Below are 15,611 nucleotides of genomic sequence, written 5' to 3'. Positions count from 1 at the left end.
CGGGTGCGCCTGTTCGGCGTGCTGTCGCTCGCTTGTAGCGGGTGCTTGGGTGCGTCGTTCGGTGTGGTGTCGCTCGGCTGTGGTGGGGTGCTTGGGTGCGTCGTTCGGTGTGCTGTCGCTCGCTTGCGGGTGCCTGGGTGGGCCTTTCCGGCGTGGCGTTCGTCGCCGCGGCGGGTGTCGAGGCGCCTGTTTCCACGGCTCGGCATACGCTTTCGGCATGGCTGACGCAGCGGCGAAGTGGACCGGCCGGGCGGTGGCATTCGCGGACAGCTACGCCCACCTGTGCGCACACACCGCCGCACCCCTGCTGGAGGCCGCGGGCGTGACTCCCGGCCTGGCACTGCTGGACGCGGGCACCGGCAGCGGCACCGTCGCTGCCCTGGCGATCGCCCGAGGCGCAGCAGTCACCGCGGTCGATGCCGAGCCGAGCATGGTCGCCCTGGCGGCCGCGTCGGTACCCGAGGCCGACGTGCGCCTGGGCCGCCTCCCCGACCTGCCGTTCGCCGACGCCGCCTTCGACGCCGTGGTCGCCAATTTCGTCGTCAACCACGTCCCAGACCCGGCCGCCGCCGTAGCCGACCTGGCCCGGGTCACGAGGCCAGGCGGCCGCGTGGCGGTCACCGTCTGGCCCCGCCCGGCCCCACCCTTGCAACAGCTGTGGAACGACATCCTCGCCGCACTGGAGATCGCCCCCGCCCCGTCGATCGTCCCCGACTCCCTGAACTTCCCGCGAACCCCCGACGGCGTGGCGGCCCTGTTGTCGAAGGCGGGCCTGCGCAACGTGAGCAGCCGAACCATCGAGTGGAGCCACCACACCGACCTCGAGTCGTGGTGGATCGGCCCGGCCAACGGCATGGGCGCCCTCGGCGAGGCCCTGGCCGGCCGGGACGAGCGGACCCGGACAAGGGCCCGCCACGAGTACGAGCGGCTAGCGGCCCCCTTCCTGCACAACGACGACCTGATCCTGCCGACCGCGGCGCTGCTGGCGTCGGGCGACCGATAACGCCCGCCGACGCCACGGCACTCGGCTCCTCCAACTCATCCGGCTTCTCCGGCCCTTCCAGCTCGTCTGCTTTCTCTGGCTCGTCTGCATTTTCTGGCTCGTCTGCATTTTCTGGCTCGTCGGTCTTCTCTGGCTCGTCTGTCTTCTCGGGCTCGTCTGTCCTTCCCCCTGGCTTGTCTGTCCTTCTCTGGCTTGTCCGGCGATGGTCCTGGGCGCGGTGCGTTCACGCGGGTGTGATTGGTCGCGGTGCGCGGGCGTTGCGATGGTCTCTGGGTCTGGTGCGTTGACGCGCGGGCGTGATGTGCCGAGGTGCGGGGGCGTTGCGATGGTGGTGCGGCGTCCGGCGCCGGATACGGTCGCGACATGAGCGAGTTCTACCCGGACGTCGTGGCCGCGGGCGGTCTTGCGGAGCTGTTGCGCGAGTATGGCCTGGACGCCGTCGCGGACGAACGCAACCCGCTGCACCGCGCGACGGTCGCGACCCCTGTCGGGTATCGCAACGGCCTTGAGGTCAGCGCCTTCCAGCACGAGCGCAAGTTCTCCGTCGTCGGCGGGGAGGCGCACCAGCACCTGCCACTCGTCGCCGGCTACACCCACGACCTGCGCGAGGTAGCCGTGGTCGCCGAGGCCTGGTGCGACGGCACGCCGGTGTCCGGCATCTGCGAGCGCGCCCGCTTCATGGAGCCCACCGGCCGCTTCGAGGTGCCGGACGGCGACCCGGCGGCCCTGGCCGAGTCCGAGTGGCAGGCGGTACGCATCGAGATGGCCGGCGCCGGCCTGCCCCGCCTCCGCCTGATTACCGAGGCCGCCTACGCGGAGCCGGCACTGCGCCGCCTGTACCCCTACACCAGTCACTGGGTCCTCAAGTTCTCGTCCACTACCCGCCCTTTCCTGCGCGACGTGGGCCTGAGCCTGTGGGCCGAGGCCGAGGACGCCTTCGTGGTGCGGTCCCGCTACCTCGGCGACGTGATCGGCGAGAGCACGACCGCGGAGCAGGCCGTGGCAATCGCCGTCCGCCAGCTCCCGCCCGGCCTGGGCCCGGTCACCGCCGGCACCGAGTAGACGGACCTCGTCAACTCGACCCAGCGACTCGCCCACGAGAAGCGTCTCCGGCCGCCGTGCGACGGACGCGCGGTGCGCGTGGCAGGCGGCGCTGGGGGATGCCGCCTGGGGCTCAGCTCAGGAACTCGTCCACCATCGGGGCGATCCAGTCCGCACGCTGCGGCACCGTCGTGTGGGTCGTGCCGGGCAGGATCGCCAGGCGGCAGGCGGGTAAGCCGGTCAGGTCCCCAGTCACGCCCCCGCCGAGCAGGCGGAACAGCTCCACTGCATGTTCGGGCTGGATGATGTCCGAGTCGGCGATGATGACCATCGTCGGGGCCGTCAGCTCGCGGATCTGCGCCGGTGTCCACTGCGGCAGGCTGGCGTCGAGAACCTTCATCTTCGTCACCAGGTTCGCCCAGCCGGCCGGGTCCGGGGCGGTGTGCACGTAATCGTCGTAGAACTCCGAACCGTGCAGGTGCTCGGGCTGCAGGTCCGCGATGCCGTCGAGCACGACGGGGTGCAGGCCGCCGCTGTGGAAGCTCATGGACGCCAGGACCAGTCGGTTGACACGCTCGGGGTAATCCGTGCCGAGCCGCAGGGCGACGGCACCGCCCATGCTCCATCCGAGCACGTCGGCTCGCTCCGCGCCGAGCCGGTCGAGCAGTTCGACGATGTCGGCGGCGAAGTGCTCGACAGTCAGCGGCCGGTCGATGTCGGGGGTGCGGCCGTGGGCCTGTAGTTCGACCGCGATCACCCGACGGGACTTGGCCAGCAGAGGCAGCAGCGAGCCGAACGAGGCGCCGATCCCGGAGAGCGCGCCGTGCACGAGCACGAGCGGGCGGGTGTCGAGGGGGCCGTGGTCTTCGAAGTACATCTCCATGCCCAGACCATCGCCGAACGCGCTTACGGTCTCCTTCACATCCGCTTTCGGCAGGGTCCAGGTAAGGCCGCCTCTTGCCAGCCGGGGGAGCGGCAACCGGCATGCGCGTGGCCGGCTAGCTGGGAGGACGAGGAATCGCGGGACCGCTCGGCGCGCGGTCACATGGGACCGGAGCGCCAGTCGAGTTGCGGCCGGCTGACCCGATTTGGATGTTGGCCGCGGAGCGGGTAGTAGGGTTCTTCCTCGGCAGGGAAACGGACGAGGTCCGCGGGTCGCGTAAGTGAGCCGCAGCGGACGTCCTGCCAACAGCCTACGACACTCGGCCGGGTCTCCGGAAGGGTTGTTGTGTGTGCGTGAAACTGGACAAAGTCCTGTAAGACGGACTTGACGCAGCGAAGCGGACATGGTAGACTAGAACGGTACGAAATGCCCCGGGCGGACGGTGCTGGTGACAGCGAAGTTCGGCGGTGTGTGTTGGTTGTTTGAGAACTCAACAGGGTGCTTGTTAAGCCAGTGCCAAATGATTTTTACCCCGTGGCATGGGCGCGCTTCTTCGGGAGTGTGTTGCGTGTCTGGGATTCCTTTGGTGACAACATGTTTGTTGCCGGGTGATTGATTCACCAACACGAGTTTTGTTGGAGAGTTTGATCCTGGCTCAGGACGAACGCTGGCGGCGTGCTTAACACATGCAAGTCGAGCGGAAAGGCCCTTCGGGGTACTCGAGCGGCGAACGGGTGAGTAACACGTGAGTAACCTGCCCCAGGCTTTGGGATAACCCTCGGAAACGGGGGCTAATACCGAATATTCATGTCGTGTGGCATCACATGGTGTGGAAAGTTTTTCGGCTTGGGATGGGCTCGCGGCCTATCAGCTTGTTGGTGGGGTGATGGCCTACCAAGGCGACGACGGGTAGCCGGCCTGAGAGGGCGACCGGCCACACTGGGACTGAGACACGGCCCAGACTCCTACGGGAGGCAGCAGTGGGGAATATTGCACAATGGGCGGAAGCCTGATGCAGCGACGCCGCGTGAGGGATGAAGGCCTTCGGGTTGTAAACCTCTTTCGACAGGGACGAAGCGCAAGTGACGGTACCTGGAGAAGAAGCGCCGGCCAACTACGTGCCAGCAGCCGCGGTAAGACGTAGGGCGCGAGCGTTGTCCGGATTTATTGGGCGTAAAGAGCTCGTAGGCGGCTTGTTGCGTCAGCTGTGAAAACCCGCAGCTCAACTGTGGGCTTGCAGCTGATACGGGCAGGCTTGAGTTCGGTAGGGGAGACTGGAATTCCTGGTGTAGCGGTGAAATGCGCAGATATCAGGAGGAACACCGGTGGCGAAGGCGGGTCTCTGGGCCGATACTGACGCTGAGGAGCGAAAGCGTGGGGAGCGAACAGGATTAGATACCCTGGTAGTCCACGCTGTAAACGTTGGGCGCTAGGTGTGGGGGGCCTCTCCGGTTCTCTGTGCCGCAGCTAACGCATTAAGCGCCCCGCCTGGGGAGTACGGCCGCAAGGCTAAAACTCAAAGGAATTGACGGGGGCCCGCACAAGCGGCGGAGCATGCGGATTAATTCGATGCAACGCGAAGAACCTTACCTGGGTTTGACATGTACGGTAATCCGGCAGAGATGTCGGGTCCTTCGGGGCCGTTCACAGGTGGTGCATGGCTGTCGTCAGCTCGTGTCGTGAGATGTTGGGTTAAGTCCCGCAACGAGCGCAACCCTTGTTCGATGTTGCCAGCGGTTCGGCCGGGGACTCATCGAAGACTGCCGGGGTCAACTCGGAGGAAGGTGGGGATGACGTCAAGTCATCATGCCCCTTATGTCCAGGGCTTCACGCATGCTACAATGGCCGGTACAAAGGGCTGCGATACCGTGAGGTGGAGCGAATCCCAAAAAGCCGGTCTCAGTTCGGATCGGGGTCTGCAACTCGACCCCGTGAAGTCGGAGTCGCTAGTAATCGCAGATCAGCAATGCTGCGGTGAATACGTTCCCGGGCCTTGTACACACCGCCCGTCACGTCACGAAAGTCGGCAACACCCGAAGCCGGTGGCCCAACCCTTGTGGAGGGAGCCGTCGAAGGTGGGGCTGGCGATTGGGACGAAGTCGTAACAAGGTAGCCGTACCGGAAGGTGCGGCTGGATCACCTCCTTTCTAAGGAGCACCTTCAGCCGAAAGGCTGCAAGGAGCCCGCATCAGCCGAATGTGCTGGTGGGGTGCTCAATGGCGGAGACACTGGCGAAGTGATGTTCGGCAACGGCCGGCGCGGTTAGTACAGCCCGAGTTTTCGGGAGTGGAACGCGGCTGGTGCGGCTGGGCGGAGCGTATAGGCACCCTGTTGGGTCCTGAAACAATCAACGCGAGTTGGTGTTTCAGTGACGTGGATCCCGGCCGGATCAAGGACCGTGACCTGATGGTTGCAGGCTTGTTCTGACAAAGCGGTGCGGGGTTTGGTGTTGGTTGAGAATTGCACAGTGGATGCGAGCATCTTTATTGCTTTGTGGTCAAGTTGCTGAGGGCGTACGGTGGATGCCTTGGCACCAGGAGCCGATGAAGGACGTGGGAGGCCGCGATAGGCCTGGGGGAGCTGTCAACCGAGCTGTGATCCCAGGGTGTCCGAATGGGGGAACCCGGCACCAGTCATGTGGTGTCACTCCTGCCTGAACACATAGGGCAGGTAGAGGGAACGCGGGGAAGTGAAACATCTCAGTACCCGCAGGAAGAGAAAACAACAGTGATTCCGTGAGTAGTGGCGAGCGAAAGCGGATGAGGCTAAACCAGGCATGTGTGATACCCGGCAGGGGTTGCATGGTTGGGGTTGTGGGGCATGTCTGCACCGGTCTGCCGGCTGGTGGCACAGTCAGAAAATCGTGGGTTAGTCGAAGTCCGCTGGAAAGCGGCACCGTAGACGGTGAGAGTCCGGTAGGCGAAAACTTTGCGGTCTGTGTTGGCGTGTTCCCGAGTAGCGGCGGACTCCTGTAATCTGCCGTGAATCTGCCAGGACCACCTGGTAAGCCTAAATACTCCCTGGTGACCGATAGCGGACGAGTACCGTGAGGGAAAGGTGAAAAGTACCCCGGGAGGGGAGTGAAATAGTACCTGAAACCGTGCGCCTACAATCCGTCGGAGCGTCCCAGTTTTGCTGGGGGTGACGGCGTGCCTTTTGAAGAATGAGCCTGCGAGTTAGTGATACGTGGCGAGGTTAACCCGTGTGGGGGAGCCGTAGCGAAAGCGAGTCTGAATAGGGCGTTCAGTCGCGTGTCCTAGACCCGAAGCGGAGTGATCTAGCCATGGGCAGGCTGAAGCGCGGGTAAGACCGCGTGGAGGGCCGAACCCACCAACGTTGAAAAGTTGGGGGATGATCTGTGGTTAGGGGTGAAAGGCCAATCAAACTCCGTGATAGCTGGTTCTCCCCGAAATGCATTTAGGTGCAGCGTCATGTGTTTCTTGCCGGAGGTAGAGCACTGGATGGCCTAGGGGGCCCACAAGCTTACTGAAGTCAACCAAACTCCGAATGCCGGTAAGTGAGAGCGTGGCAGTGAGACTGCGGGGGATAAGCTTCGTAGTCGAGAGGGAAACAGCCCAGATCACCAGCTAAGGCCCCTAAGCGTGTGCTAAGTGGTAAAGGATGTGGGGTCGCATAGACAACCAGGAGGTTGGCTTAGAAGCAGCCACCCTTGAAAGAGTGCGTAATAGCTCACTGGTCAAGTGGTTCCGCGCCGACAATGTAGCGGGGCTCAAGCACACCGCCGAAGCTGTGGCATTCACACGTGTACCAGGCCTTTGTGGTCCAGGTGTGTGGATGGGTAGGGGAGCGTCGTGTCACCGGTGAAGCGGCGGAGTGATCCAGCCGTGGAGGTGACGCGAGTGAGAATGCAGGCATGAGTAGCGAAAGCAGGGTGAGAAACCCTGCCGCCGGATGACCAAGGGTTCCAGGGCCAGGCTAATCCGCCCTGGGTGAGTCGGGGCCTAAGGCGAGGCCGAGAGGCGTAGTCGATGGACAACGGGTTGATATTCCCGTACCCGCGTAGAAGCGTCCATGCTGAACCTGCTTGTACTAACGTCACAATGGTCTGAACCTTTCGGGGGGATGGCCGGCGTTTCGGAACTCGGGTGGTAGTAGGCAAGCGATGGGGTGACGCAGGAGGGTAGCTGGGCCCGGCCGGTGGTTGTGCCGGGGCAAGCGTGTAGCCCGTGCTGTAGGCAAATCCGCAGCACATGTGGGTGAGGCGTGAAGCGGAGCCGTTTCAGGTGAAGCCAGTGATCCCATGCTGCCGAGAAAAGCCTCTAGCGAGTTTCGAGCGGCCCGTACCCCAAACCGACACAGGTGGTCAGGTAGAGAATACCGAGGCGATCGGGCGAACTGTGGTTAAGGAACTCGGCAAATTGCCCCCGTAACTTCGGGAGAAGGGGGGCCACCGATGGTGAGACCACGTGCTGGTGGAGCGGTTGGTGGCCGCAGAGACCAGGGGGAAGCGACTGTTTACTAAAAACACAGGTCCATGCTAAGTCGTAAGACGACGTATATGGACTGACGCCTGCCCGGTGCTGGAACGTTAAGGGGACCTGTTAGTCCTTCGGGGCGAAGCGGAGAACTTAAGCGCCAGTAAACGGCGGTGGTAACTATAACCATCCTAAGGTAGCGAAATTCCTTGTCGGGTAAGTTCCGACCTGCACGAATGGCGTAACGACTTCCCCACTGTCTCAACCACAGGCCCGGCGAAATTGCACTACGAGTAAAGATGCTCGTTACGCGCGGCAGGACGGAAAGACCCCGGGACCTTCACTATAGCTTGACATTGGTACTCGAATTCGATTGTGTAGGATAGGTGGGAGCCGGTGAAACCCGCACGCCAGTGTGGGTGGAGGCAAGCTTGAAATACCACTCTGTTGGATTTGGGTATCTAACCTTGGACCGTGAGCCGGTTCAGGGACAGTGTCTGGTGGGTAGTTTAACTGGGGCGGTTGCCTCCTAAAATGTAACGGAGGCGCCCAAAGGTTCCCTCAGCCTGGTTGGCAATCAGGTGTTGAGTGCAAGTGCACAAGGGGGCTTGACTGTGAGACTGACAGGTCGAGCAGGGACGAAAGTCGGGACTAGTGATCCGGCACTGGCAGGTGGAAGCGGTGTCGCTCAACGGATAAAAGGTACCCCGGGGATAACAGGCTGATCTTCCCCAAGAGTCCATATCGACGGGATGGTTTGGCACCTCGATGTCGGCTCGTCGCATCCTGGGGCTGGAGTAGGTCCCAAGGGTTGGGCTGTTCGCCCATTAAAGCGGTACGCGAGCTGGGTTTAGAACGTCGTGAGACAGTTCGGTCCCTATCCGCCGCGCGCGTAGGATACTTGAGAAGGGCTGTCCCTAGTACGAGAGGACCGGGACGGACGAACCTCTGGTGTGCCAGTTGTTCTGCCAAGAGCACGGCTGGTTGGCTACGTTCGGAAGGGATAACCGCTGAAAGCATCTAAGCGGGAAGCTCGCTTCGAGATGAGGTATCCCACCCCTTGAGGGTTAAGGCCCCCAGCGAGACCACTGGGTTGATAGGCCGGAAGTGGAAGCCTGGTAACAGGTTTGAGCTGACCGGTACTAATAGGCCGAGGACTTGACCTACAACACCTTGCTGTGAAGATCTTGCATCCACTGTGTGATTCTGAACCAACACCGAACGCACCCCAACCCCCTGGACGGGGTGGGTGTGCGGGGTTGACAGGTTCATAGTGTTACGGCGGCCATAGCGGAGGGGAAACGCCCGGTCCCATTCCGAACCCGGAAGCTAAGCCCTCCAGCGCCGATGGTACTGCACCCGAGAGAGTGTGGGAGAGTAGGACGCCGCCGGACAATCATTCCTTCAGGGGCTCACCGAATACGGTGAGCCCCTGAAGTATGTCCTGAGAATATGACGAGCGTTGTTGAGCCGGCCCCGCTGACGCGGGGCCGGCTTTTTGTATTGGTGCGGAGGCTGAGCAGCGCGCCGAGCGGCCCCGCGCGTTTCGCCCCCGACGTGGAGACCGCTGGGGGCGGTGCAACAGATGCTCGGGTCGCTGGCGGGTTCTGGAGTGAGGGCGGCGGCCAGTCGTGGGACGACCGTGACAGGGTGATTTCCGGGATGACTGTCCGTTCCGGACTACGGCCAGCGGTCGAGTCGGGACGCGATGAGACCGGAGCCCAGTGGCGGCGGATTAGCTGACCGTGACCCGGGCGACCGGTGGTGCTTCCGCGACCGTGACCGGGGCGACCGGCCGACCGGTGGTCGCTTCCGCGACCGTGACCAGGGGTGACCGGCCCACCGGGCCCGCGGAGCGGTCCGCACTTCGGTAAACGTTGGTGGTGAGACACGAGCCGGTTGGCGCGCGCTTGCACGTTCGGGGCGAGCGACGGAGCAGTTGGCGGGCGGTCACACAGCGATACCGGCAGTCTGTCCGGGTCTGAGCGGAGGCGGGGAACGTCGTAGGCTGGCGCGCGATGCAGTTCGGGGTGCTCGGGCCGCTCGCCGTGACCACCGACGCCGGCGAGGCCGTCGTCGTGCCCGGGATCAAGGTACGCGTGCTGCTCGCCGACCTCCTGCTGCACCGCAACCACGTCGTGTCCGCCGACCGGCTCATCGACGACCTGTGGGGCGACGACCCGCCGGCGAATCCGGCCGGTGCGCTGCAGGTACGGGTCTCGCAGCTGCGCAAGGCGCTCAACGACGCCGAGCCGGGCGCCCGCTTCCTGGTCGAGTCCAGGGCGCCGGGATACCTGCTGCGCACCGACGCCGTCGACGCCGACCGGTTCGGGGTGCTGGCCGGCTCCGGCGACGTCGCGGACCTGACGGCGGCCCTCGCGCTCTGGCGGGGCGAGCCGTACGCGGACATGGCCGACGAGCAGTTCGTGCGCGCGGAGATCGAGCGGCTGGCGCAGCAGCGCCTCGCCGTGCACGAGCGGCTCGCCGAGGCCCGCCTGGCCCGCGGGGAGCCGGACCTCGTCGCCGCCGATCTGGCCTCGCTCGTTGCCCGGCATCCGCTGCGCGAGCGGCTTCGCGCGCTGCAGCTGCGGGCCCTGTACGCGGCCGGCCGCCCCGCCGAGGCGCTCGACAGCTACGCCGACCTGCGTGACCGGCTCGCCGAGGAGCTCGGCCTCGACCCGGGGCCTGAGCTGGTCACCATCCACCGGCAGATCCTCGGCCACGATGCCGCGCTGGCCCCGGCACCGAACCCGGAACCGGCGGTGCCGACGGGGAAGGCGGGGAACGCGGGGAACGCGCTGGAGGTGGAACCGGCGGCGGCGCAGGTCCCGGCATCGAGCCCGGACGCGGTGGAGCTAGCGGGGAAGGTTGGGAAGGCGTCGGCGGCGCTGAGCCCGGACGCGGCGGAGCCGATCGGGAAGGTTGGGAAGGCGCCGGAGGTCAAACCACCGGCGGCGCTGATCCGCAACGCCCTGCCCGCTCGGCTGGACGAGCTGGTCGGCCGAGCCGAGGCGCTCGCCGAGCTGCGGCCCCTGCTCGCCCGGCAGCGCCTCGTCACGCTCGTCGGGCCCGGCGGCGTGGGCAAGACCCGCCTGGCCGCCGAGGCCGTCCGCGGCCTGGACCCCGACGACGTCGTCTTCGTCGAGCTGGCGCCCGTCCCCGCCGGCGGCGACATCGCGGAGCGGGTGCTGGCCGCGCTCGGCGTACGGGAGGCGGCGGGTGCGGAGCTGAGCGCCGACGATCGCCTGCTGGCCGCGCTCGGGCCGCGTGCCGTGACCGTCGTGCTCGACAACTGCGAGCATGTCGTCGGCCCGGCCGCGGCGCTCGCCGGCCGGCTGCTGCGCGACGCGCCCGGCGTCCGGGTGCTCGCGACCAGCCGGGAGCCGCTGGGTATCGGCGGGGAGTGCGTGTGGGACGTACCGCCGCTGGCCCTGCCGGAGAACGAGCACGACCTCGACGCGGTCCGGCGCTCCGCGGCCGCCCGCCTGTTCACCGCCCGAGCCGCGGCCCGGCAGCGCACGTTCCGCCTGGACGAGCGCACCGCGCCCGAGGTGGCCCGGCTGTGCCGGCGCCTCGACGGGCTGCCGCTCGCCCTGGAGCTGGCCGCGACCCGGGTGCGGGCGCTCGGCCTGCACGGCGTGGTGGAGCGCCTCGACGACCGGTTCGCGCTGCTCGCCACGCAGCAGCGGGACGTGCCCGAGCGGCAGCGCACCCTCGCCGCCGTCATCGCCTGGAGCTGGGACCTGCTCGACGCCGAGGAGCGGCGGGTCCTGGGCCGGCTCTCGGTGTTCGCCGACGGCTGCACCCCGGAGGCGGCCGAGGAGGTCTGCGGCACCGACCTCGACGTGCTCGCCCGGCTGGTCGATCGCTCGCTGGTCGTCGTCGACGAAGGCCCCCGCTACCGCCTGCTGGAGTCGGTGGCCGCGTTCGCCGCCGACCGCCTGGCCGCCGACCGCCTGCCCGCGGACCGTCTGGGCGTGGACCGGCTCGGCGAAGGCAGTGGCGATGACGAAGGCGACGGCGATGGCGACGAGATCCGCGACCGGCACGCCGCCTACTACACCGCCCTCGCCGAGCGGGCCGACCCGCACCTGCGTGGCCCCGAGCAGCGGCACTGGCTGGCGGTCCTCGACGCCGAGTCCGCGAACCTCGGCCGCGCCCTGGACCGGACGGCGGGCGACCCGCGGCTGCCGACGGCGCTGAGCTGGTACTGGTTCCTGCGCGGCCGGCTGACCGAGGCCCGGCGGGCGTTCGGTCCCGTCGCCGCGGGGCCGTGGAAGCTGGGCTTCGCGCTGCTGCTCGGCGCGCCCGTCGTCGCGCGGGACGTGCGGGCCGCGGTCGACGGCGCGCCGGGCCTGCCCCGCTGGTTCGTGGCCAACGCCGTGTTCGACCGCGGCGACCTGGCCCTGGCCGACGAGGTGCTGCCGGTCGGCGGGCAGGACCCCTGGGTCGAGGCGGCGACGTCCGTCACGCGGGCGGCGTTCGCCCACGCCGCCGGCGACGTCGACTCGCTCGAGCACTACGCCACCCGCGCCGCCGCGCTCTTCGCCGAGCTCGGCGACCGCTGGGGCCGCCTGCAGGCGACGAACTGGGTCGGGGGCCTCGCCGACATGCGCGGCGAGCACGAGCGGGCCGCGGCCCTGCACCGCGAGGGTCTGCGCTGGGCCGAGGAGCTCGCGCTCTGGCCCGAGGTGGCGAGCAAGCTCTCCTGGCTGGCCTGGCTCGCCGTGCAGACCCGCGACTACGGAACCGCGCGCGAGCTCGGCAAGCGCGCCCTCGCCCGGGCGCGTGAGCAGGGCAACCCGGCCGCCGTGGTCTTCGCCGAGCTCGGCCTCGGCATCGCCGCCCGCCGCGCCGGCCAGCTGGACGAGGCCGGCGTGCACCTGGGCCGGCTGGCCGACCAGGGCCGCGGCGAGCCCCAGCCTGCGCTGTATCTGCCGATGGTGCTGGTCGAGCTCGGCTACGCCGCCGAGCAGCGCGGCGAGCCGGACGAGGCCCGCGCCCTGCACCTGGAGGCGCTCGACGCCGCCGACGCGATGGGCGCACCCCGCGACGCGATCGTCGCCGTGGAGGGCCTGGCCGCCGTCACCGCCGCGGACGAGGACGCGGCCCGGCTGCTCGGCGCGGCCGCCAGGTCCCGCGAGACGCACGGCGCCGTGGCGGCCCCCGCCGAGCGCGACGAGATCGAACGGGTGACGCAGCGCCTGCTCGCCGCCCTCGGCGCGGAGCGCTTCAAGGCGCTGCACGCCGAGGGCGGCGAGGCGGACGTCAGGCTCGCACGGGAACGTAGGTCGCGATGATCAGGCCGTTCTTGTGGGTGCGGGTGCCGGCCAGCTCGAACGAGGCCGCGAAGTCGGTCAGCTGCGCGGTCAGGCTCGGGCCGCCGACCAGCACCGGGTGGATCCAGAAGTGCACCTCGTCGACGAGCCCGGCCTGGACGAGCTGGGCCGTGACGGAGCCGTAACCGTATTGGATGATGCCCTTGCCGTCGACCTCCTTGAGCGCGCGCACCGCCTCGACGAGGTCGCCCTGCAGCACCTCGGTGTTGTTCCAGGTGGGGTCGGTCAGCGTGGTGGAGGCGACGTACTTCTTCACGTTGTTGAAGTAGGCGGCGCCGGTGGTCGGGTCGCTCTCGTCCCGCGCCGGCCAGGCCACCGACATGCCGTCGTAGGTCACGCGGCCCATGAGCATCGCGTCCGCGTTCTCGGTGAGCTGCCCGGCGAAGGCCTGGGCCTCGGCGTCGAAGTAGGGCACCGTCCACATCGGGCTCTCGATGACGCCGTCGAGGGTGATATACGTCGAGTTGACCAGCTTGCGCATCGAGTGCTCCTTGGTGTCGTGCCCGTGTCCGTCTGACACCAACGACCTTGCCGCACGGGCCTTACGAATTCCTTTCGATCGGCCTTACGAGGCGAAAGCACGCCCGAAAGGGGCCAGGGGCGGAAGCAGCCTAAAGTGCCAATGGACGGAAATACGCCCAGAAGGGCCAAGCGGCCGAAGCGCGCACAAAAGGGGCGAAGACCGGAAGCGCGCCCCCGCGGATCAGTGCGGCTCAGGCAGCACGAGCGCCAGCGGGCCGACGCCAAGACCGCGAACAGGCAGGCTGCCGGGCCCCCCGAGAAAGTACCCCTGACCGAACGTGACCCCGAGCTCCAGCAGAGCATCACGCTCCTGGCGCGTCTCGATCCCCTCCGCGATCAGCGACGCGCCGATATCGGCCGCGAAGGACACCAGCGACCGGGTCAACGCCTGCCGCACCGGATCGGCGTGCACCCGCCGGATGAGGTCGATGTCGAGCTTGATGACGTCGGGGCGCAGCTGCAGGATGTGGCGGAGGCTCGCGTACCCGGCCCCGGCGTCGTCGATCGCCAGCTGGATGCCCGCGTCGCGCAGGCGGTCGGTGGCGGTCACGAGGCGTCCGTAGTCGCCGACCTGGGTGTGCTCGGTGAGCTCGATGCCGATGCGGCGGTGCGCGTACCGCAGCAGCGTCGCCTGGATGTCCGCGGTCAGCACGGCCTCGGCGGAGAGGTTCACCCCGAGCCAGGCCCCGTCCGGCATCGTGTCGAGGTGCTCGAGGGCGCGCCGCACCGCGAGGTGCTCCAGCTCCGCCCCCATCCCGGCGTGGCTGGCCTCGGCGAACGCGTGCGCGGGCGTCGGGAAGCGCGGGTCGTCGAAGCGTGCCAGGGCCTCGTACGCCACCACGGTGTCGGGCGCCAGGTGCACCACGGGCTGGAACACCATCCGCACGTCGAGCGCGCCGAGGTTGCCGTTCGCGGCGTGCGCCGGGCCGAGCGCGACGGTGTGGTTGAGGTGCCCGCTGACCACCTCCGCGAGCAGCGTGAGCAGGTCCACGGCCCGGTCCCCGAGGGCCGGGGCGGGGCTGCGGCTCACGCAGCACAGCATGCCCGCGGTGCGGCCGTCGGCGTCGTGCCAGGGCACCCCGACGTACGAGCCGATGCCCATCTCGGCGGTGATGTCCAGGTCGCGGCTGACCGGGTGCCGCCGGGCGTCGGGGACCAGCGGCGGCAGCGTGCCCGCGATCACCCGTGAGCAGAACGAGCCGGCCAGCGGGCGGCCCTGGCCGAGCACGACGCGCATCTCGGCCAGGGCGCCGTCGGCGAGCCTGATCACCTGCTCGTCGGCGCTGAACCGCGAGATCCAGGCGACGTCCATGCCGAGCTGGGTGCGGGCGAAGTGCAGCAGCCGCTGCAGCTGTGCACGAGCGTCCGACTCGTCGTCCACGGGCCACCTCCGTGCCGGGTCGCGTGAGTCATCGGCTCGCCGGAGCCGACTCTGAGCGTTTTCCCGGCCGCCTCGCTACGCTGCGGTGTGCTGATGCATCCCGACCAGCTGCCGCTGTCGCTGTCCACCGTGCGCGGGCTCATCGCCGAGCAGTTCCCGCAGTGGCGGGAGTTGCCGGTGCGGGAGCTGGATCCCGGTACGGTCAACGCGGTGTTCCGCATCGGCGACGACCTCGTGGCCCGGTTCCCGCTCCAGCGCGGCCAGGAGTCGCAGCTGCGCGCGGAGGCGGACGCGGCCGCGAGGCTCGCCGTGCACACCCGGTTCTCGGTGCCGCGGCCGGTCGCGTTCGGCTCGCCCGGGCCCGGGTACCCGCTGCCGTGGTCGGTGCTGCGCTGGGTGCCCGGCACCGTCGCCTCCGAGGCGGTCGCCGGTTCCGTCGCGTTCGCCGGCGACCTGGCCGAGCTCATCGCCGACGTGCGCGGCATCCCCACCGGTGGCGGCAGTTTCGGCGGTACCGGTAGAGGCGGCCGGATCGCGACGCACGACGCGTGGATCGAGACCTGCTTCGAGCGCAGCACCGAACTGCTGGACGTGCCGCGGCTGCGCCGGCTGTGGACCCGGATGCGCGAGCTGCCGCGCGGCGACGCCGCGGACGTGACGAACCACGGCGACCTCATGCCGGGCAACGTGCTCGTGACCGGCGGCCGGCTCACGGGCGTCCTCGACGTCGGCGGTCTCGGGCCGGCCGATCCGGCCCTCGACCTCGTCGGCGCCTGGCACCTGCTCGACGCCGCGCCCCGGGCCGTGCTGCGGTCGCGCCTCGGCTGCGGCGAGGCGGAGTGGGAGCGCGGCCGGGCGTGGGCCTTCGTGCAGGCGATGGGCCTGGTCTGGTACTACCGCGACAGCAACCCCACGATGAGCCGCATCGGCCGCACGACGCTCTCGCGCATCCTCGCCGCCTGACGACCCGGCGGCGGCCCCCGGCCCCGGGCCCCCGGCCGCGCGC

Annotated in this window: 7 protein-coding genes and 3 rRNA genes; 7 read left to right on the top strand and 3 right to left on the bottom strand. The window is 68.0% G+C overall.

Annotation, left to right across the window (positions count from 1 at the left end; all coding sequences use genetic code 11):
- The first annotated feature begins 217 nt into the window (after window positions 1-217).
- Both ACQP1P_RS25725 and ACQP1P_RS25720 read left to right on the top strand, forming a co-directional pair.
- Entirely contained in the window at window positions 218-1,003 is a 786-nt protein-coding gene (locus ACQP1P_RS25725; protein WP_433073516.1) for a class I SAM-dependent methyltransferase, read from the top strand.
- A 363-nt stretch (window positions 1,004-1,366) separates the two neighbouring features.
- Window positions 1,367-2,065 carry a DUF6193 family natural product biosynthesis protein gene (locus tag ACQP1P_RS25720; RefSeq protein WP_433073513.1) on the top strand — a complete coding sequence of 233 codons (699 nt, stop codon included), beginning with the start codon at window positions 1,367-1,369 and terminating at the stop codon, window positions 2,063-2,065.
- Window positions 2,066-2,177: 112 nt separating this feature from the next.
- Here the strand turns inward: ACQP1P_RS25720 and ACQP1P_RS25715 are convergent, their stop codons facing one another.
- Window positions 2,178-3,023 (bottom strand): alpha/beta fold hydrolase, encoded by an 846-nt coding sequence (locus ACQP1P_RS25715; RefSeq protein ID WP_433073510.1) that lies wholly within the window; start codon window positions 3,021-3,023, stop codon window positions 2,178-2,180.
- Between the two features lie 536 nt (window positions 3,024-3,559).
- Between ACQP1P_RS25715 and ACQP1P_RS25710 the strand changes: the two genes are divergently transcribed.
- From ACQP1P_RS25710 to ACQP1P_RS25695, 4 genes are all read left to right on the top strand, one after another.
- Window positions 3,560-5,074, top strand: a 16S ribosomal RNA gene (locus ACQP1P_RS25710).
- A gap of 348 nt (window positions 5,075-5,422) precedes the next feature.
- Window positions 5,423-8,529, top strand: a 23S ribosomal RNA gene (locus tag ACQP1P_RS25705).
- 111 nt (window positions 8,530-8,640) lie between these two features.
- Window positions 8,641-8,757: ribosomal RNA gene (rrf, locus tag ACQP1P_RS25700) — 5S ribosomal RNA — on the top strand.
- The 16S, 23S and 5S rRNA genes sit together here, the layout of an rRNA operon.
- 624 nt (window positions 8,758-9,381) lie before the next feature.
- The gene (locus tag ACQP1P_RS25695) at window positions 9,382-12,663 is read left to right on the top strand and encodes an AfsR/SARP family transcriptional regulator (protein WP_433073508.1); all 3,282 of its coding nucleotides are present in this window, start codon (window positions 9,382-9,384) and stop codon (window positions 12,661-12,663) included.
- On the opposite strand, the gene ACQP1P_RS25690 is transcribed toward ACQP1P_RS25695, so the two are convergent.
- Both ACQP1P_RS25690 and ACQP1P_RS25685 read right to left on the bottom strand, forming a co-directional pair.
- Window positions 12,632-13,222, bottom strand: coding sequence for a dihydrofolate reductase family protein (locus ACQP1P_RS25690; RefSeq protein ID WP_433073506.1), 591 nt, complete (start codon window positions 13,220-13,222; stop codon window positions 12,632-12,634). The two genes, ACQP1P_RS25695 and ACQP1P_RS25690, sit on opposite strands and share 32 nt — an antisense overlap.
- Before the next feature lie 183 nt (window positions 13,223-13,405).
- Window positions 13,406-14,605, bottom strand: coding sequence for a sensor domain-containing phosphodiesterase (locus ACQP1P_RS25685; protein WP_433073503.1), 1,200 nt, complete (start codon window positions 14,603-14,605; stop codon window positions 13,406-13,408).
- A gap of 93 nt (window positions 14,606-14,698) precedes the next feature.
- On the opposite strand from ACQP1P_RS25685, the gene ACQP1P_RS25680 reads away from it, so the two are divergent.
- Window positions 14,699-15,568 (top strand): phosphotransferase, encoded by an 870-nt coding sequence (locus ACQP1P_RS25680; protein WP_433073500.1) that lies wholly within the window; start codon window positions 14,699-14,701, stop codon window positions 15,566-15,568.
- The last annotated feature ends 43 nt before the right edge of the window (window positions 15,569-15,611 follow it).

The sequence above is a fragment of the Dactylosporangium sp. CA-052675 genome (genome assembly GCF_050947935.1).
Classification (GTDB): domain Bacteria; phylum Actinomycetota; class Actinomycetes; order Mycobacteriales; family Micromonosporaceae; genus Dactylosporangium.
Note: the sequence above shows the minus strand (reverse complement) of the source record. Positions and strands in the feature narration are given on the sequence as shown.